At 66.5% G+C, this 18,735-nt stretch carries 18 protein-coding genes; 9 read left to right on the top strand and 9 right to left on the bottom strand.

Annotated elements, in window-relative coordinates:
* Positions 1-57 precede the first annotated feature (57 nt).
* From A5709_RS18240 to A5709_RS18225, 4 genes are all read left to right on the top strand, one after another.
* Complete coding sequence (locus A5709_RS18240) at positions 58-1,260, top strand: cytochrome P450 (protein ID WP_231987001.1); 1,203 nt, start codon at positions 58-60, stop codon at positions 1,258-1,260.
* A gap of 11 nt (positions 1,261-1,271) precedes the next feature.
* Complete coding sequence (locus A5709_RS18235) at positions 1,272-2,492, top strand: CaiB/BaiF CoA-transferase family protein (protein WP_068121354.1); 1,221 nt, start codon at positions 1,272-1,274, stop codon at positions 2,490-2,492.
* Between the two features lie 39 nt (positions 2,493-2,531).
* The gene (locus A5709_RS18230; RefSeq protein ID WP_068121353.1) at positions 2,532-3,389 is read left to right on the top strand and encodes a mycofactocin-coupled SDR family oxidoreductase; all 858 of its coding nucleotides are present in this window, start codon (positions 2,532-2,534) and stop codon (positions 3,387-3,389) included.
* 64 nt (positions 3,390-3,453) lie between these two features.
* Positions 3,454-4,743 carry a phosphotransferase family protein gene (locus tag A5709_RS18225; RefSeq protein ID WP_231987000.1) on the top strand — a complete coding sequence of 430 codons (1,290 nt, stop codon included), beginning with the start codon at positions 3,454-3,456 and terminating at the stop codon, positions 4,741-4,743.
* A gap of 18 nt (positions 4,744-4,761) precedes the next feature.
* On the opposite strand, the gene A5709_RS18220 is transcribed toward A5709_RS18225, so the two are convergent.
* Complete coding sequence (locus tag A5709_RS18220; RefSeq protein ID WP_068121348.1) at positions 4,762-5,976, bottom strand: cytochrome P450; 1,215 nt, start codon at positions 5,974-5,976, stop codon at positions 4,762-4,764.
* A 183-nt stretch (positions 5,977-6,159) separates the two neighbouring features.
* On the opposite strand from A5709_RS18220, the gene A5709_RS18215 reads away from it, so the two are divergent.
* Positions 6,160-6,714, top strand: a complete 555-nt coding sequence (locus tag A5709_RS18215) for a TetR/AcrR family transcriptional regulator (RefSeq protein ID WP_068121345.1) — start codon at positions 6,160-6,162, stop codon at positions 6,712-6,714.
* A gap of 8 nt (positions 6,715-6,722) precedes the next feature.
* On the opposite strand, the gene A5709_RS18210 is transcribed toward A5709_RS18215, so the two are convergent.
* Genes A5709_RS18210 through A5709_RS18180 form a run of 7 tightly spaced genes read right to left on the bottom strand, consistent with a single transcriptional unit; the run spans position 6,723 to position 14,212 of the window.
* Positions 6,723-7,841, bottom strand: coding sequence for a thiolase family protein (locus tag A5709_RS18210; RefSeq protein ID WP_068121343.1), 1,119 nt, complete (start codon positions 7,839-7,841; stop codon positions 6,723-6,725).
* The gene (locus A5709_RS18205) at positions 7,838-8,080 is read right to left on the bottom strand and encodes a hypothetical protein (protein WP_067889335.1); all 243 of its coding nucleotides are present in this window, start codon (positions 8,078-8,080) and stop codon (positions 7,838-7,840) included. The genes A5709_RS18210 and A5709_RS18205 overlap by 4 nt, the downstream gene beginning before the upstream one ends.
* A complete protein-coding gene (locus A5709_RS18200; protein WP_068121340.1) occupies positions 8,070-10,169 on the bottom strand; it encodes a CoA transferase in 2,100 nt (699 codons plus the stop codon). The genes A5709_RS18205 and A5709_RS18200 overlap by 11 nt, the downstream gene beginning before the upstream one ends.
* Positions 10,166-11,248: an acyl-CoA dehydrogenase family protein gene (locus tag A5709_RS18195; RefSeq protein WP_068121337.1), complete on the bottom strand. Its 1,083-nt coding sequence runs from the start codon at positions 11,246-11,248 to the stop codon at positions 10,166-10,168. The genes A5709_RS18200 and A5709_RS18195 overlap by 4 nt, the downstream gene beginning before the upstream one ends.
* Entirely contained in the window at positions 11,238-12,431 is a 1,194-nt protein-coding gene (locus A5709_RS18190) for an acyl-CoA dehydrogenase family protein (protein ID WP_068121334.1), read from the bottom strand. The genes A5709_RS18195 and A5709_RS18190 overlap by 11 nt, the downstream gene beginning before the upstream one ends.
* Positions 12,428-13,738, bottom strand: a complete 1,311-nt coding sequence (locus A5709_RS18185; protein WP_082953557.1) for an amidohydrolase family protein — start codon at positions 13,736-13,738, stop codon at positions 12,428-12,430. The genes A5709_RS18190 and A5709_RS18185 overlap by 4 nt, the downstream gene beginning before the upstream one ends.
* A 42-nt stretch (positions 13,739-13,780) precedes the next feature.
* Positions 13,781-14,212 carry an SRPBCC family protein gene (locus A5709_RS18180; RefSeq protein WP_068121331.1) on the bottom strand — a complete coding sequence of 144 codons (432 nt, stop codon included), beginning with the start codon at positions 14,210-14,212 and terminating at the stop codon, positions 13,781-13,783.
* 76 nt (positions 14,213-14,288) lie between these two features.
* Between A5709_RS18180 and A5709_RS18175 the strand changes: the two genes are divergently transcribed.
* The 3 genes from A5709_RS18175 (at position 14,289) to A5709_RS18165 (ending at position 17,634) form a co-directional block, all read left to right on the top strand.
* The gene (locus A5709_RS18175; RefSeq protein WP_068121328.1) at positions 14,289-15,185 is read left to right on the top strand and encodes an enoyl-CoA hydratase/isomerase family protein; all 897 of its coding nucleotides are present in this window, start codon (positions 14,289-14,291) and stop codon (positions 15,183-15,185) included.
* 78 nt (positions 15,186-15,263) lie between these two features.
* On the top strand, positions 15,264-16,175 hold the full coding sequence (locus A5709_RS18170; RefSeq protein ID WP_231972159.1) for an SDR family NAD(P)-dependent oxidoreductase: 912 nt from the start codon (positions 15,264-15,266) through the stop codon (positions 16,173-16,175).
* A gap of 19 nt (positions 16,176-16,194) precedes the next feature.
* Positions 16,195-17,634 carry an aromatic ring-hydroxylating dioxygenase subunit alpha gene (locus tag A5709_RS18165; protein WP_068012213.1) on the top strand — a complete coding sequence of 480 codons (1,440 nt, stop codon included), beginning with the start codon at positions 16,195-16,197 and terminating at the stop codon, positions 17,632-17,634.
* 192 nt (positions 17,635-17,826) lie between these two features.
* Here A5709_RS18165 and A5709_RS18160 read toward each other — a convergent pair whose 3' ends face one another.
* Positions 17,827-18,552, bottom strand: coding sequence for an NAD(P)-dependent oxidoreductase (locus A5709_RS18160; protein ID WP_255398218.1), 726 nt, complete (start codon positions 18,550-18,552; stop codon positions 17,827-17,829).
* A 2-nt stretch (positions 18,553-18,554) separates the two neighbouring features.
* Here A5709_RS18160 and A5709_RS27635 point away from each other — a divergent pair.
* On the top strand, positions 18,555-18,735 hold a 181-nt coding region (locus A5709_RS27635; RefSeq protein ID WP_255396009.1), incomplete at its 3' end, for an NAD(P)-binding domain-containing protein.

Genomic DNA, 18,735 nt, shown 5'->3' with positions numbered 1-18,735 from the left:
GCCGGCGGGACGGCTACTCGCAGATTAACAGTTGATGTTCTATTGTTCAGTCTTATGGTGACGATCACAGCGGCCCGCTTCGACGAGCCGGCGTTCTACCTCGGCGACCCGAACGCCACATTCGCGCAGTTGCGCGAACACGATCCCGTGCATTGGTACGAGGAGGGCCAGTTCTGGGTCGTCACCAAGTACGAAGACATCAAGGGTATCTCGGCTCGACCCGAGAAGTTCAAGTCGGAGCGCATTGGGATCATGATGGATCTGATCGCGCACCGGGAGGGCCGCGACCCTCAGGGATATGGCAACCGCGGCATCATGTTCATGGATCCGCCGGTGCACCGAGTGCACCGCAAGGCTGTCGGCGTGCGGTTCACGCCGGCCGCGGTCGCCAAGATGGAGGCCCGGGTACGCCAGGTCGTCAACGATGTGCTCGACGCACTGCCGAACGGTGAATTCGACTGGATTCAACGGGTCGCCGAGCCCATCCCCGTGTATGTGTTCGCCTACCTGCTGGGAGTGCCCGAGGAAGACTGGCCGAAGGTCGCGGGCTGGGCGACCACCATCGCCAACGTCGGTGGTGGGGCCGCGAGCGACGAGGACTACGCGTTCATCTTCGAACACATCGGGCCCTATCTGATGGGCCTCGTCGCCGAACGCAAGGAGCATCCTCAGGACGATCTACTCACGATGCTCTCCCAGGTGACCGTTGACGGGGTGCCGTTCGACGACATGCAGGTGATGATCTACGCGCTCACCTTGCTCGCCGCCGGCAGTGAGACCACGCAGAGCCTGATCGCGGGAATCGCCGATTGCCTCGACACGCATCCCGACCAATCGGCGGTGTTGTTCGCCGATCCTGGCCTGAGCGGCAACGCCGTCGAGGAGGTGCTGCGTTACTGGACGCCGGTGATGAGCATGGCCCGGCAGGCGGCTCGCGGCGTCCGTCTGCGCGGTGCGGAGGTCAAGGAAGGCGACGGGGTGCTGCTCGCCTATGCGTCCGCGAACCGCGATCAGGAACACTGGGGCCCGACCGCCGAACAGTTCGACATCCACCGCCAGGACGCCGCCAATCACCTCGGCTTCGGGGTCGGCGAGCACTTCTGCATGGGCGCCGCCCTGGCTCGACGCGAAGCTCGTCTGCTGCTAGAAGAAGTGGCGCGGCGCGCCAAGGGGATTCACGTGGTCGGCGACCGAGTGCCCCGCGTGTCGACGCTGGTGCACACGCACGACCACCTGCCTGTTGTGCTCGACTACCGCTGAGGGGCGTGCCCATGAGCGGACCCATGGCAGGCGTACGCGTCCTCGAGGTTGCCCAGTGGACATTCGTTCCGGCCGCCGGTGCGGTGCTGGCGGACTGGGGCGCCGACGTGCTCAAAATCGAACATCCGCGCACCGGCGATGCCCAGCGGGGCCTACGTCAGCTCGGCAACGTGCAGATCGCCGGCGACCGCAACCCCGTCATGGAGCACGCGAACCGCGGCAAACGATCTATCGCCCTGGATATCTCGACACCGGCCGGCCATGAATTGCTGATGGACCTTGCGCGCACAAGCGACGTTTTCCTGACCAACTTCTTGCCCGACGCCCGTGCCAAACTGCGGATCGACGTCGATGACTTGCGGACGGCGAATCCCGACATCGTCTATGTGCGGGGGAGCGCATACGGAACGCTCGGCGACGAGGCCGGCATCGGTGGCTACGACATGACCGGCTTCTGGAGCCGAGGCGGTAGCGGGGCAAGCGTCACCCCGCCCGATATGGGCGGCGTCGTCGCACAACCCGGCCCGGCGTACGGAGATTCTCTGGGCGGCATGACAATTGCCGGCGGAATCGCGGCGGCGCTGTTCGCTCGTGATCGGACCGGTGAGGCCAAGGTGGTGGATGTGTCGCTCCTCGGAGTGGGGGTGTGGGCGATGGGGGTGGCAGTCAACGCCGCGCTGATCTCCGGAGAGCCGTGGCAGGCAAACCCCGCCGGCGCCAACGTCGCCCCGCACAATCCGCTGGTGGGCTTCTACCGCACCGGCGACGGGCGGTACATGGGATTGTCGATGATGCAAGGTTTCCGCTATTGGGCGGACTTCTGTGCACGGGTCGGACTCCCCGAGCTTGCCACCGACGAACGCTTTTCCAGCCATGAGCTGCTAACCCGCAACGCGGCGCAGGCAACTGCGATCCTGCGCGAGGTGCTCGGAAGCAAAACCCTCGAGCACTGGCGCAAAGCGCTGGCCGGCTTCGAAGGGCAGTGGGCGCCCGTACAGAACACGATGGATGTTGTGGCTGACGAGCAGGTGAGGGCAAACGGTGTCATCGCGCCCATCCAAGGCAGCGGCGGTGCCCTCGAGTTGGTCTCTAGCCCCGTGCTTTTCGATCAGACACCGTTTACTCTCGGCCCGACACCGGAGTTCGCCGAACATACCGAGGCGCTATTGCTCGAACTGGGCAAGGACTGGGACGACATCATCGCCCTCAAGGACAGCGGAACCATCGCGTGATCGACAGCCCTCTTAAGATCCAACCAACGGAGTAAGCAGATGAATCGAGTCAGCGGCAAAGTTGCGGTCGTCACGGGTGCCGCGCGCGGCCAAGGACGTAGTCACGCAGTCCATCTCGCCGACGAGGGTGCCGACATCATCGCCGTTGACATCTGCTACGACATCGCGACCAACGACTACCCGATGGCACGCAAGAGCGACCTCGACGAGACGGCGAAGCTGGTGGAGAAGGCCGGCCGGCGGGTGGTCACCGCGGTGGCCGATGTGCGGGATCGGGCGGCCCTGAAGAAGGCGATCGACGACGGCGTTGCCCAACTGGGCGGGCTGCACGTCGTCGTCGCCAACGCCGGCATCTGCCCGCACGGAGAGCACAAAGGGTATCCGGCGTTCCGCGACGTGCTCGACGTGAACTTTCTCGGCGTTGTCAACACCGTCAACGCCGCGTTCGACCATCTGGACACCGGTGCGTCGATCATCGCCACCGGCTCGATCGCCGGACTGGTCTCCCAACACGACATGTTCAACGGTGGCGGCAACTCGGGCCCCGGCGGGCTCGGCTACGGTCTGGCCAAGAAGTTCGTCCGCGACTGGGTCAAATCGATGGCGATGACGCTGGCGGCGCGCGAGATACGCGTCAACGCCGTGCACCCGACGAACGTGAACACCGCGATGATGAACAACCCGATGATGTACAAGACGTTCCGGCCCGACCTGGAGGCTCCGACACACGACGATGCCTTCGTGATCTACCCGATGCTCCAGGCGATGCCGGTGCCCTGGGTGCAGCCCGAGGACATCTCGCACGCCGTGGTCTACCTCGCCTCTGACGAATCGCGATACGTCACCGGGCTGCAGATGTTCATCGACGCCGGTGCCGCGCTGAAAATGGGCTTCTGACCTCCCCGATGACATGACACACGATGAGGCGGTTCGAAGCTGGCTCGAGAGTCACCTGGGGCCCGTGCGGGCCTTCGAGCGCCAACCACGTTGGCGTCCGGCCTGGTTCGCCGACGTCGAACGCGACGGCACGATCATGCCGCTGTATGTGCGGGGCAACCGCGAGGGCATGGAGTTCTCGTTGTCCACCCATCGAGAAGCGGACGTCCTTGAAGCCCTGGAGAAGCAAGGGATTCCAGTCCCACACATTCACGGTCGGATTGACGCACCACCGGCCATCGTGATGGATCGCCTACCCGGCGCCACCAATCTGTCAACCTCACCGAGTGCAGCAGAACGCAACTCGGTCATCGACGAATACATGGAAATCCTTGCGCGTATCCATCGGCTGGATCCGGGTGAGTTCTCCACCGCCGGGCTCAAGTTGCCCGAAAGCCCTCAGCAGCACGCGTTGTCGAGCTTCGAAGCGTCCGTCGCGAGGTATCGGTCTACCAAAAAGCGCCCGGAGCCGTTTCTGGAATTCGGCATCGGCTGGATCCGCCGCCACGTTCCCGCGCACCGGTTCGACCCCCGCTTCGTCCTCGGCGATCCCGGACAGTTCATGTTCGCCGACGGTCGTGTGACCGGACTGCTCGACGTCGAACTGGCCTACCTCGGCGACACCGCCCATGACCTCGCAGGACTGCGCCTGCGCGACATCTCCGAGCCCTTCGGCGACCTCGAGCGCGCGTTCCGGCGCTATGAGGAGGTTTCCGGCGTGGAACTGGACCTGCCGGTGGTCGAGTTCCACACCGCGCAGTTCTCGCTCACCACGCCTCTCTCGTTGGTGATGGTCTTGCACAACCCTTTTCCAATGAGCGACTTGCTGCAATATGAGGAGTGGTTTCAGCAATGCTCGCTCAACGCAGTCGAAGCCATCGCCGCGGTCGAGGGCGTCGCCCTCGACGATTACCGACTCCCGCAGGCGACAGATGTCCGCCAGAGCGGCCTTAGCGACGCGTTGGCATCCATCATCGAAGAATTACCCGCCGAGACCGAGATTGAGCGCTTTCGCCGGCATCAAACCGCGCAAACCGCGCGCTACGTTGCCGGCGTCTGCCGGCACGGTCCCGCGAGTGAATCCGAAAACCTCGACGACGTCGAACGTCTGCTCGGCTCCCGATACGCCGACTGGCGTGCGGGCGATGCGGCGCTGGAGGCATTCGTGCTGCAGGCGCCCGACAACATGGACACCGAGCTAATTCGGCTGTTCCACCGCCGCATCATGCGGCAAATGCGTTTACTGGAGCCGGTTCTCAACCGCGCCGGCGGCGTGTACCCGCTGACGCCGCTGGCCCGGTTACTCGGCCGCTGACGCGCGCGTCGTAGGCCGCTACCGGGCGACGAGCTCCAGACGCTTCCGCCGCCGGACCAGGATGCTGGGCAGCCAATCTCCGACGTCACACGCGTCGATCCAGGTGGTGCGCTCCAGTAGCATCTTGAACACGATCTGAGCCTCCAACCGGGCCAGGGCCGCCCCGACGCAGAAATGCACGCCCTTGCCGAACGTCACATGCCCCTTCCCGTTGCTGCGGTCGAGAAGGAATTCGTTGGGCGACTCGAAGTGCTCGGGGTCGCGGTTGGCGGCTCCCCATAAAAGAATCAGATGCGCATTCCCCGGCACCTCCACCCCGCCGAGGGTGGTGTCACGCCACACATGGCGGTAGTGGCCACGAAACGGCGGCTCGTAGCGCAGTGTTTCTTCGATGAAATTGCCCAGTAATTCCGGGTTTTCGCGAATCCGCTGTTGGGCCTCGGGGCGGTCAGCGAGAATCCATGCCGCACTGCCCAACAACGAGGCGGTCGACTCGCCGGCGGCACTGAACAGCGTGAGCATGATGCCCATCGCCACGGCCTGGTCCACCTCGCCAGAGGCGTAGCGGGCGGCCATGTCCGGTATCAGCCCGGATTTGTCCGCGGTATCCGCCTTGTCGAAATGTTCCATGACGTACGCGGACAGTTCGAACGCCGCAACCCCGGCCTCCGCGAGCTGCGCCTCGGTGACGACGCCGTCGAGCAGGGTGGTGGTGGCGTAACCCAGCCGGATCAGTTTGTCGACATCGGCATGGGGCAGGCCCAGCAATTTTGCGACCACCATCATCGGGAGCCGGTTCGCCACCGCGCCCATCCATTCGATGCGTCCTTGGTGCAGGTTCTCCTCCCACAGGCGCTCGGCGGTCTCCGCAGCGAATTCCTCGATGATCCGCACCCGGCGCGCGGACAGGTGTGGGAGCAAGATCTTGCGGTGCAGTGCGTGCGCCGGATCATCGGCCGTGGCCAGGGCGTGGGTGGGGCTTCCCGCCTCCATCATCGGCAACGCCCCGATGCTGCCGTCCTCGCGGAAAATCATGGTTGCCGTGAGATTGGACGAAAAGTCATCGACCCGAGTGACGGCCTCGATCAACGCTTCCCAGCCACACACGGCATAGAAGTCGGAACCGGCGATGCGATGCACCGGAGCCGTCGCGCGCATCCGGTCATACATCGGATACGGATCCTGCAAAGCCTCGGCACCGAAGAAATCGACCGGGTCGCTCAAGACCGCCATAGACCCAGGCTGAAGGTGACCGCCGGCGCGGTCAATAGGGCGAGGAAAGTTTGATAAGCCTCCCGCCGCGCCGTCCGTGCACCCCAAACCCCTTGCGCGGGAGGACCAGCGCGTTAGCCTGAGAATTGTTACCGATAATTCTCAGCCTGAGGGAAGTTTCTGTTGGCTGTACGGGAGGGTTGTATGGCACAGAACGACTGGCTGGTGGGCCGGGATCGCCGCAGCGCAGCCGCCGAACGGATATATGCGGCCGCCGCCGACCTCATCTCGCACGTCGGATACGACGAGTTCACCATCGAGAGCCTCGCCGAAACGGTCCACTGCTCACCGGCGACGATTTACCGGCACGCCGGCGGAAAGGCGGCCATCAGGGACGCGGTGGTTGCCCTCCAGGCAAGCCGCATCGTCGATACCGTGCGCGAGGCCATCAACGACCTGACCGGCCGCGAACGAGTGGTGACGGCCACCATCCTGGCTTTGCAGCGCCTGCGCTCTGATCCGTTGGCTCAGCTCATGCAGACCGCACCGACGGTGCCGCGCAGCGAGTGGCTCACGAACTCCCCTGCTGTCACCGCACTCGCCTATGACATGCTCGGATCCGACAATGCAGATCCACTTGCCGCCCAATGGCTTATCCGGGCGTTCCTGGCGCTGTGGTGGTGGCCGGTGAGGGACCCCGCCGACGAACGCGCCCTCGTCGAACGATTTCTCGGCCGGTCTTACGAAGACCCCGGCTGAGGGCCGAATCACCGACCCAGTACAGCCACAACACAGGACCCACCGCCCCCCATCGCCTGCGCCAGCCCGACGCGCGGATCGGCGGCCTGCCGCGAATCCGACTCTCCACGAAGCTGACTCACCACCTCGGCGACCTGGGCCAGTCCCGTTGCACCGAACGCGTGCCCGCGGGCAAGGCAGCCGCCGTCGGTGTTGGTCGGCAGCCTGCCTTTGGATCCCAACCCGCCCGACTGAACGAGTTCGGCGACGTCCTTGACGTCGACAAGGCCGAGTGCGATCAGCGCGGTGACCTCCTCGCTGGCGCACATGTCATGCAGGGAAACGATTCCGACGTCATTCGCCGCGACCTGCGCCGCGGCGTAAGCCCGGCGTGCCGTCAGGGTTATTTGCGACGGCGGACCGACGCACGGACCGGCCAGCGGCCAGCCCGGGTCGCGGGGCCAACTCGTCTGCTCGATGGCGTTGATCGCCACGGACCGCGGGCGTTGTCCGGACGTCACGACGATCGCGGCGCCGCCGTCGACCGAGGCGTGACACATCATCTTGGTTAGCGGCTCGGCGATCATCCGCGACGACATCACCTGTTCAACGGTCACCTCGTGGTCGTTGCGCCGAGCCGCCAGCGGATTCAGGCGCGCCTGGTTATACGACTTGGCCGCGACGGCACCGATAACGTCCGGCGCGCAGTTCGCCTCGTACAGAAAGCGATTCGCCTCGATCGCGTAGTGGATCTGCGGCGGGAACCGGTCCCAGAAATCGACCGCCGCCGGTACCACCCCGCCGGGCTCGAGCGCGGTCGTCTTCTCATAGCCGATCGCCAACGCCGCCCCGCAGCGGCCCGACGCCACCGCCCACACAGCATGCCGCAGGGCGACCATGCCCCCCGCCGAGGCGCTTTCGATCGCGGTCACCGGGATCCCGCTGCGTCCCAACGCATGCGCGACCTTCAGCCCGGTCTGCGGCGGTGCCATCGACGACGAGCAGAAGACCTCGCCGATGGCGTCATAGCCGAGACCCGCGTCCTCGAGCGCCTGCCGAGCGGCCGTCACCCCGAACTGGGCGAGTGCGGTGTCGCCGTGTTTGCCGAACGGGGTGAGCCCGACGCCCGCGACGTGGACGCCCGTCACGCCGGATCCGCCTCGAAGAGCAGCACTTCAGCCTCGCCAAGCTTCCGCTCGACGATTCGGCCAACGGCACCGGGCCCGGGCCGTGGCCCGGATACCAGGAGTTGCACCCGGCCGTCGCGGGTGTCGACCCATGCGACGGAGTAGCCCTCCTGGCCGAACTCGGGAATCGGCGACCTCGACGGCACGAACGTCGACGCCCACACCGTCGCAGTCTCATCACTGGGTGGATCAGCCGGCACTTGTCATCCTCTCCTGACGGGCATTCGCGTCGCCCAGGGCCGGCGGCGGTGCCAGCGGGATCGGGCCCTGCCCGGTGAATCGCCACGGGAGACCGACCAGGCGCGCGGTGGTGATATCCGGATCGGGGTGGGCGATCTCAGGGAAGAATCCCCGCGCGGCCAGGTGGGGGTCGTTCACCAGGTCGTCCGCGCGTTGCACGACCGCAGCGCGCAACCCCGCGGCCGTCAGGCGCGCTGCCGCCTCGCCGGCCGGCGCGCCGGCGATCAGTGCGGCGAGCTGATCGGGTTCCCCGGCCAATTCCGTCAGGCTCGCCCAGTCCGTGGGAGCCGAGAGTTCGACCGCCACCCAGCGGTCATCGGCGCTACGGTAGACGCCGCCCCGCGCGGCGGCCCCACCGTCGGACACCACCCCCTCGGCGGCCGAAGCCGCGGCGACGAATTCGGCCACTGTGGACGCCACCACCTCGGCCATGGACAGATCGATCACCGCCCCGGAGTCGCGGGCAGGCCCGAGCGCCCAAGCCGCTATCACGGTGGCCGCCACCACCGAAGACAGCGGGTCGGCGATGACCGTGCCGAGCCGCGCCGGCGACCCGTCGGATCCCGTGGTGAGTCCGGCCAGACCCCCGTAGGACTGAACGTTGTTGGCGTACACGCGGTATCCGGCCATGGGACCCGTCGACCCGAAACCCGAGACCCGCATCACCAACCGGCCCGAGTCGGCGATCTCGACGGGGTCGACGCCGAGCCGGGTCAGCCGTGCCGCGCCGACATTCTCGATCAGCACGTCGGCTTCCTCGATCGCCGCGGCGACGTCCTGCGTCGCCCGGCCGGGACCGATCAGCGCGCTGCGCTTCGAGTGGTTGGCCACCGCGAAATACGCGCCGCGCTCGACGCCGGGCCGCCCCGCGGCGAACGGTCCGGTGCGCCGGTAGATGTCGAGTCGGTCGCGGTCTTCCAGTCGCAGCACCCGGGCACCCATCCCACCGAGCAACGCGCCGACGATCGGCCCGGCCAGGACGTGGGTCAGCTCGGCGACTCGCAGGTCGTTCAGCCGGCCCGTGCGGTGCCGTCCGAACCGCCCGCCCGGGCGCGTCGCCCATGGGGGGGCCAGTACGGACAGGGCAGTACCGCCCAGTCGAGTCACCGAAATGGCTCCGCGAGAAGCGAATTGGGGCGACGTCAGGATCTCTGCGGGTGTATTCACCGGCGTCGAAGGCACGCCGTTGGCCTGCAACAGGGCTGCGCAGTCTTCCTTGAGGAGCGTCGCCGCCCACGCCCCGACGTGGTAGTTGATCAAATCGGCGTGCTCTATCCGGGCGGCTCGTTCGCCCAGGCCCGTGGCCCATGCGGGATGACCCAAGGCCACCAACAGGCCGGTCCACTGGTGATTTTCGACGGCGGTGATGCGCACCAGTCCATCGCGGCAGGCGAACAAGCCCGACGGGGCGAGATAGCGCCCGCTGCCCGCCCTTCCCGGGCAGGAGTACAGCACGTGGGCGCACTCGGGAAGGGCCGCGGTGAATGCGACGGCCTCCTGCACCGACACATCCACGCTCACCGGCGCGCTCGTAGCGTTGCGCCGATCGAGGCCGTGCAGGGCCGCCAGCGCCGTCACCGCGCCCGCCGCCTTGAGCGCGACATAGCCAGGGGCGGGCACCGGCGTCCCGTCGGAGCCCTCGATCGTAGCGAGCATGCCACCGGCCGCCTGGGCGATCAGTTCACCACCCCGCTCGACGGAGCGCGGTCCGGTCAGGCCGAATGGGCTGACGCTCACCACCACGGCGTTTCTGGCCTGCGGCGGGTCGATCGCGGCGTCGTGGTCGACGATCACGATGTCGTGTGCGTCGATCAATGCCGATGTGTCGCTTGGTGATCGCAGGACTCGCTTGCCACGATCGAGAACCACGTCAACCAGTGGCACCGTCGCGGCGCCAACCGCGATCATCGGCCCTACCCGGGGCGGCGAGAAACCGCCGCCGAGCTTACTCACCTCGGCGCCGAGGTTCGCCAGCAGCGACGTGGCCGCCGCAGCGGCGATCCCGTCGCCGACCTGAAGGACTTTGACACCCGAGAGGAACGAGTTCACCCGCCACCTCCCGGCTGCTCCACCGGATAGCGCCCCGTAAGCCAGCGCGTGACGATGTCGCGGTGGTGCGCGCGCTGACCGAGATTTCCCGCGGCGCTGGCCGCCCGGCGGAGATGAACGTGGGCATCGTGCTCCCACGTGTACGCGATGCCGCCGAACACCTGGGTGGCGCCCTCGGGCACGGTACGCAGCGCGTCGACGCCCCAGTAGGCGGCGAGGGAGCCCAGTGCGGGGGCCTCAGGATGCCCGTGTTGGCAGGCGTCGGCGGCACGATTGACGAGCGCCCGCCCGATCTCGATCGCGCACCGCTGATCGACCAGGCGGTGCTTGATCGCCTGGAAGGCGCCGATCGGGCGGCCGAACGCGACGCGCAGCTTCGCGTACTCGGTTGCGGCCTCGTTGGCGGCCGCCGCAATGCCAACCAACTCGGCCACCCGGCCGATCAGGCCGCGCAGCGCGGCTTCACCGTGGCGGCGGACCGCACCCGGCCCAGTCTCGAGGACCTGAATCGGCGCATCGCTCAGCGTGATTCGTGCGCCGGGATTGTGATCCAGGGGCGTCACCGGCTCGCGCACCACGCCCGCCTCCGCCGGTTCGACAACCCCGAGCACGGCGGAGTCTCCGTCGCCCGCGCAGACCAACAACTTGGTTGCGACCGCACCGAACGGCACGAGCGGCCACACTCCGGAGACGCCCGCCGCGGTGCGCTCTCCGCGCTCGGGCAGCAGCAGGGGAATCCCGTCGGCGCAGCGGTTCTCGCACCATCCCGTGGCAGCCACCATCGCAAGCGGTACAGGGGCCGACGCCGCGCTGGCGGCCTCGGCCAGCACGCACAGATCACGGAGCCCGCCCCCTCCGCCCCCGGCGGCCTCGCTAACCAAGACGTCGGCCCAGCCGGCCTCGACGATCGTCTGCCAGAGCTTCGGGTCGAACACCGGGCCGGGGCCATCGAGCAGTCCCCGAAAAGAGCTGGCAGACCACACTTTTCGGAGGGCGTCATCGGCCGACGCCCGCAACTGCCCGAGTTCGGCCGCGCTGCGTGCGAGTTCGCTCAGCGACGACGGGCCATCAGGGGTCACGCGGCAGTCCCAGCAGCTTCTCGGCGATCACGTTGCGCTGGACCTCAGATGTGCCCGCACCGAAGGTCGCGGCCCGCATCAGCAGGTAGCTCCGTGCGACGTTCCCGTTGTTCGTCGCCCCCGCCGAGCCGCGCTCCAGGGTGCCACCCGGCCCGGTGAGTTCCAGCCCGAAATTGGCCATCTCCTGATCGACTTCCGATGTCAACAGCTTGGCCAACGACGCCTCGGGTCCGGGACTGACACCGCGGACGCCGGCGGCCGTCGCCTGGGCCGAGATCTGACGCAGCGCCTCCACCCGCGCGGCGAAACCGACGATCCGATCGGCCACGTAGCCGTCGCCGCAGCCCTCGTGCCCCAGCGCTCCTTGCTCCTGCGCCATCTTGATCAGAATCGCCAGCCGCCGTTCGATCCGATGGGTGCGGCTCTGTCCGACGCGCTCGTAGCCCAGCGTGGATTTGGCCACCCGCCAACCGCCGTTCAGTGGGCCGAGCACGTTGGCGAGCGGCACCCGCACCGAATCGAAGAACACCTCGTTGAACTCGGCCTGCCCGGTGATCTGGCGGATCGGGCGCACCTCGATCCCGCTGGTGCGTAGGGGTATGAGGATGTAGCTGATTCCTTGGTGCTTGTCCGCCGTGGGATCCGTACGTGCCAGGATGTAGATCCAGTCGGCGTATTGCGCCTTGGATGTCCACACCTTCTGCCCGGTGATGACCAGCTCTTCGCCGTGGATCTCGGCCCTGGTCTTCAGGGCGGCGAGATCACTGCCCGCGTCGGGTTCGCTGAATCCCTGACACCACACCTCTTCGCCCGAAAGGATTTTCGGCAGATAGCGTTGGCGTTGCTCGTCGGTACCCCACTGAATGATCGTGGGGCCGAGCTGATTGACGGCGCTGCGGTTGATGGGCTCTGGAGCGTGCGCGGCGGCCATCTCGGCGTTGAAGATGAGCTGCTGCACCGGAGTGGCCGCGCGACCACCGAATTCGGACGGCCATGAGATCGCCGCCAAGTTCGCGTCGTGAAGACGCCTCTGCCACAGGCGCATTCGGTTCAATCGATCCATCTCGTCGCGGCCCTGGACGCGAACGTCCGAGGTCAATGCCGTTGCAAGAAACCCGCGCACCTCGTCGCGGAACCGCCGATCGGCCCCGGTGAGGACGACCCCGTAATCCGGTTCGGTCACGCCCCACCGCGAAGGATCGACGCCATCCGTACCTTCATGTCGCCGTACGTGATCGCGGTAGCGCCCGCCCTGGGCGCGCGGCCGGCGTCCACCTTCGGCGCCGACAGATCCAGGCCGGCAATTCTTTCCCGCAGCGCCGCGACGGTGCAGTGTTCCCTGCCCCGTCGCTCGACTCCGCCGTAGCCGAAGGCGCGGGCCGCATTACGCCAGGTGATCGCCTCGACCTCGTCGGGTGTGCAGCCCTCCAACTGGGCGGCGAGCTGCTCGGGCGCGTCCGGCCAGCTGCTGTCCGAGTGCGGGTAGTCCATCTCCCAGCAGATGGTGTCCACTCCGATGCGCCCCCGCATCTCGATGCCGACCCGGTCGCGGATGAAGCACGACATGAAGTTGCGGCGGTACACGTCGCTGGGGCTCAGCCCGTCACCCAAATCGTCTCCCGTCCAGGCCCGCTGTCGCGAGTAGATGTCCTCGAATCGCTCCAGCAGGAACGGAATCCATCCGATGCCGCCCTCCGACAGCGAGAACTTGATGGACGGGAACTTCTTCACAATGGGTGAGAACAACAGGTCGGCAACGAAGCGCTGGGTGTCGATCGGCAGCATCGAGTTGTACGCCAGATAGGTGGTCAGGTCCGACGGCACCGGCAATCCGCCGCCGGTGCCGATGTGGATGTTCACGACCGTGTTCTCTGTGCAGATCGCCTCCCACAGCGGATCCCAGTGCGGATCCTGCCAGGGCGGCTGCCCGTAGCTCCCGATGTGTTGTGGAGCCGTCACGGCGCGACAGCCCCGCCCCGCCAGGCGCCGCACTTCGGCCGCGGCCAGTCTCGCGTCCCACAACGGCAGGATCCCCATCGGGATGAACCGGTCGGGATGCCGGCCACACCAGTCCTCGATGTGCCAGTCGTTGTAGGCGCGCACCATCGCCTCGGACACGTCGCGGTCCCCGCGGTAGGTGAACAGCGCGCCCGAGATGGTCGGGAACGACGGGAAGCACAGCGACGCAAGGACCCCGGAGGCGTCCATGTCGTTCACCCGTGCGTCGACGTCGTAGCACCCCGACCTCATGTCGCTGAATCGCGACGGCTCGAATCCCCATTCGTCGTTGGGCCGGCCCACAACGGCGTTGAGCCCGATGTTCGGCAGCTGCAGACCGTCGTACACCCAGAAACACATGCCGTCGGCGTCCTCGACGATGCGCGGTGCGTCGTCGGCGAAACGGCTTGGCACCCGGCCGTTGAACATGTCGGGTGGTTCCACGGTGTGGTCGTCGACGCTGATCAGTACCAGATCGAGAGGATCAATCACTCGAACAATCCTAAACTAATAGACATTTTCTGTCTAAGTGTTCTATCCGGACCCTCTCGCTTGGGCGAAGTCCTGCACCCAGCCCGCCATCAAGCCGTAAACGGACTCCATGGCGTCGCGCGCGGCGGCGTCGTCACCGATGGGCTCGTAGTCGATGTCCCAGACCACGATGGATTCCCCGGCGCCGTCCATGCTCTCCGACACGGTGTTGACCGCCACGAAGCGGCTGACCGGCATCGGGTTGTTGGTGATCTCATACGACAGCGCGCGCTCGTCCGGCTTGATCCAGATCAGGGTCTCGATGACCGGCTTCTCGGTGCTCGCGGCGATGAACCGCCGCATGCCGGGTCCTTCGCCCTCGACCCTGACATCGCTGGGTCCCGGAATCCAGTCGACGTTACCGAAGTCGGCGAGAACGGCCCAAACCGCGTCCGGTGCCACCGCGAGCCGCTTGGTGACCGTGAATGTTGGCATTCGCCGACCGTATCACCCGATGTGACAATTGATCGACTAGTGTACTTATGTACTGCCAACGCGCGAAGGAGGGCTGATGGCCACCGACTCCGCCGCTGGAGGCGAATTCGAGGTCGATGAGGACTGGGTCCGCTATGAGGTTGTCGAACCGCACATCGCGCAGATCACCATCAACCGGCCCGGACGGCGCAACGCCATCCTGTCTCCCGGAATGCATCGACTCTTCAAGGAGCGGCTGGACCGCGCCGAGGACGATGACCAGGTCAAGGTCGTCGTGTTGCTGGCCGAGGGCAAGGACTTCTGTAGCGGCGACGACGTGCGCCGGCTCCCGGTGGAAGAAGCGGGACTGCGCAAGGGCGAGCGACTGCCGCAGACCGCGCGCCTGGGCAACGCCCGACGGCTGCACCGGCACCTCACCAATTGGCTGGAGTTCCCGAAGACGGTGATCGCCGGCTGCCAGGGCGCCACGCTGGGCGCCGGGATGAATCTGGCCCTGGCCGCAGACATTCTGGTCGTCTCGGATGACATGTACGTTGCCCGCCCTCAGGCGCGCATCGGGTTCGCCGGGTTCTCCACGGCCATGCCGCTCGCGCTGCTGAAGATGGGGCCCAACCGCGGCTACGAGGCGATGATCACCGGCCGCAAGGTGACCGCGCACGAACTACGCGAGTGGGGGGTAGCCGCCTCGGTGGTGCCCGCCGAGCGGCTCCGCGACGAAGCGTTGCGCTATGCCCGCGCGATCGCTCACCACTCGGCCGACGGCCTGATGGTGGGAAAGCACGCTCTGATCGCGTTTTGGCACGCCGTCGGGATGGCGCAGTTCGGGGACTGGGTTCCGATGGGCCAGACGGTGTTCAGCAACCTCGTGTGGCGCGACGACGAGTTCAACTTCATGAAAGAACGCAGTACCCGCGGCGGCCGGGAGGCGATGGCCGAGTTGGAGCGCCGCTATGCCGAGTGGGGGTTCGAGTAGGCGATAGCTGAACAGCTATACAGATATTGTCTGCATGTTCTGTATGCTCGTCTTTGACGCGAGGCCACGAGGAGTTGGATGACGATGGGTGTGTTGGACGGACGGACCGCGTTGGTGACGGGGGCCGGGCGGGGAATCGGCGCGGCGGTGGCCGAGGGCTTGGCCGCCGAGGGCGCGACGGTCCTGGTCTCCGATGCGGGCGTCGGCGTCGACGGGACCGGACACGACTCCAGTCCGGCCGAAAGCGTCGCGGCGGCGATAACGAGCCGTGGCGGCAAGGCATTCGCCGATACCACCGACATCACCGACTTCGCCGCATGCGCGGATCTCATCGGCCGCGCCGCCGAGACGCTCGGCGGCTTGGACGTCGTGGTGAACGCCGCGGGGATCCTTCGGGACGGCATGGTCTTCAAGATGAGCGAGCAGGACTGGGACGCGGTGGTGTCGGTGCACCTCAAAGGGACGTTCAACGTCACGCGCCACGCGGCGGCCTGGTGGCGGGAGAACCGCGGCGGGCAGTACCGGCTGATCACCTTCACATCCATGTCGGGCTTGCAGGGCGCGCCGAGCCAGCCGAACTACGCCGCGGCCAAGATGGGCATCGTCGGCCTGACCTTCTCGTGCGCCAACGCGCTGCGCAACTACGGGGTGCGCTGCAACGCCATCGCGCCGATCGCGGGCACCCGGATGACGCAGGGCATCAAGGGCGGCGGCAGCATGGACTACTCGGACTCCAACGTTCGCCTTTCACCGAAGAATTGCGTGCCGCCGGTCGTGTATCTGGCCAGTGAGCAGTCCGACTGGCTCAACCGGCGCGTGATCTTCGCCGGGAACGGGCGGATCAGCCTGATGTCCAATCCGGTCGTCGAACGCGAGATCGTGTCGGCGTCGGGGACGTGGGACATCCCGACCGCGTTCGCCGAGATCGAGACGTCGTTCAAGGAAGCGGTGCTGTATCCCAACATCTTTGACAAGCCACCGTCCAGCTGAACCGACGAAAAGTGCGACAATGACCGAGCTTGCCACCGAGCGGGTGCCACAAAAGTTCGCCTGCGGTGAGACTTTCGTGCCCAAAAGCCGGTACATCGACCCGGAATTCCTGAACCTCGAGCTGGAGCGATTGTTCACCCGGGTGTGGCAGCCCGCGTGTCGCGAAGAGGAAGTACCGGACGCCGGCTGCTTCTACGAGTACACGATCGGCCGGCAGTCCATCGCCGTGGTGCGCCAGAAGGACGGCAGCATCAAGGCATTCCACAACACCTGCGCGCACCGCGGCATGAAGGTCGTCCGCGGCAGCGGTTGCTCGGCCAACAAAGAGTTGCGCTGCGAATTCCATGGCTGGCGTTATGAATTGGACGGCCGGTCCTCCTTCGTCCCATGTCGCGACGAGTTCGCACCGCGCCCCCGCCAGCAGTGGGGCCTGCGTCCCGTCGCGGTGGGGACGTGGGGTGGCTGGGTATTCGTGAGCATGGCCGAGGACCCGCCGGATCTGCTCGAGTGGCTGGACCCGCTGCCGACCGCGCTGGCGCCATTTCGGTTGCAGGACATGCGCTACCGCTGGCGCAAGCGCACGTTCCTGCCGGCGAACTACAAGACCGTCGTCGACGCGTTCATCGAGGGATATCACACGCCCGGGACCCATCCGCAGACGATGCGATCGGCGCAGGGCCCGCGGCCGTCTGCGGAGCCCGCAGCGCCGCAAGAATACGTCTACGCTCCCTACACCCCGACCATCACCTATAAGAACCACTCGCGGTTCGTCTACACGCAGCGTCCCGAGCATGCCGGCCGCGACAAGGGTCGCCAGGAGCAGGCGGCGCGACCAGAGGTGTTCGCGAATTCGATGAAATACCAGTACCTCGAGGTCGGGTCGCTGGTCACCGAGCGAGACTACCGGGCCGCGCAAAAGCTGGCCGCGATGGAGCCCGGCGACGTCCCGCCGTTTGTTCTGTATCACCAGATGTGCGAGGAACTCGCCCGCGCCGAAGGCGTTGACTTCCCGCGGATGTCGATGGAGCAATACTTCGCGGGGAACGGCGACTGGCATGTGTTTCCGACCATGGTGATCCTGGTCGAGAAGTCCTGCCTGCTGGGATACCGCATGTTGCCCGACGCCGAAGACCCGAATCGGTGCACGTTCGAGATGTTCTCGCTGGAGCATTTCGCGCCCGGCGAGGTGCCCGAGACGCAGTGGCAGGTCTTCGAGCGGTGGCAGGACCACGACGGCTGGGGCGAGCTGCCCTCACAGGACCTGAGGAACATCGGCGCCATCCACGCGGGCATGCACTCGGCCGGGTTCGAGGGACTCTGGCTCAACACCGCCCAGGAGATGTCCATTCGCAACGAGCATGCGATCGCCGACAGGTTTCTTTTCGGTGCGGACCGCGACGGTGTTGATCCTCGCGCTCAGGAGGGCGGTTCCTCCGAGTCGACATCGGAGAAGCGATAGCGGTTCTCGCCATCGGCGGCGGCTCCCAGCCGCATTCATGCGACGACAGCAACACCGCCGACCGTGCAGCCGCCGGTTTCGATCGCCGGGATGGCCTGATGTACAACCTGCTTGGCGACCCACGTGGAGTTCCGGGCGGGCGCAACGCCAACTTGCCGAATCGGGCTGCGCCAGAAACACGTTGGTGACCGGTCAGAGAGCTGTTTCGGTCGGCTCACGCGGATATCCGAAAAGTTGCAGCGCTTCGTCGGCGACTGCGATCAGCGAGCCGGTGGGGGCATCGCGTTCGCCGGTCAGCCGGTCGAAGATTCCGATGTCTTTACGGAGCAGGGGTCCGACCATTGGAGCCAACACCCCGAAGCCACCGACAGCGACGGCGGTGTTCAGCGAAAAGCTGTTGCCGCTGCTGACCGACAAAGCGCGGCCCAGAGCGTGCTCGTCCAGGCCCAACCGAGTGCCGGCAACCATCGCGTCGCGCGCCAGGGCGTAGTGGGCGGCGTGCAGAGTGTTGTTGACGAGTTTGGCGATCAACCCGCTGCCGAGCGGCCCGAGGTGAATTACGTTGCCCCCGAAAGTTTCGAGCTCCGCGCGGCATTTTTCGTAGTTTTCGTCCTCGCCGCCGACGAGGACGGTGAGCTTGCCCTCGGCAGCCGCGAAGCCGCCGCCGCTGACCGGAGCGTCGATCACACCGACACCCCGTTCCGCCGCGATCCGCGCAATCTGGTGACACACCTCCAGGCTGATTGTCGAATGGATGGCCAGCACGGACCCGGGTGACATGCCGGCGAGCACCCCGGATTCGCCCAGGACGACGTCTTGGACCCCAGCATCGTCGACCACACAGATCCCGACCACGTCGCTGTTGGCCCCCAGCTCGGCCCGGGTTTCCGCGAACGACGCCGCAGAACCGAGCCGGATTCATCGGTCTCGGGGACCAGGGCAAGGGAATGGCAGATCGGCTCATAGCCTGCGGGGTGCCCACGACATTGTGGGCACGCCGGGCGGAATCGCTTGAGCCCTACCGCGGTTCTGCGGCGTCGTTCGCGGAAACCCGGGCCGAGCTGGGGGCCAACAGCGACGTGGTCGGGATCTGTGTGGTCG

The sequence above is a fragment of the Mycobacterium sp. E1386 genome (assembly GCF_001672745.1).
Classification (GTDB): Bacteria; Actinomycetota; Actinomycetes; order Mycobacteriales; family Mycobacteriaceae; genus Mycobacterium.
The sequence above is the reverse complement of the archived record's forward strand: the minus strand, read 5'-3'. Positions and strand labels throughout refer to the sequence as shown.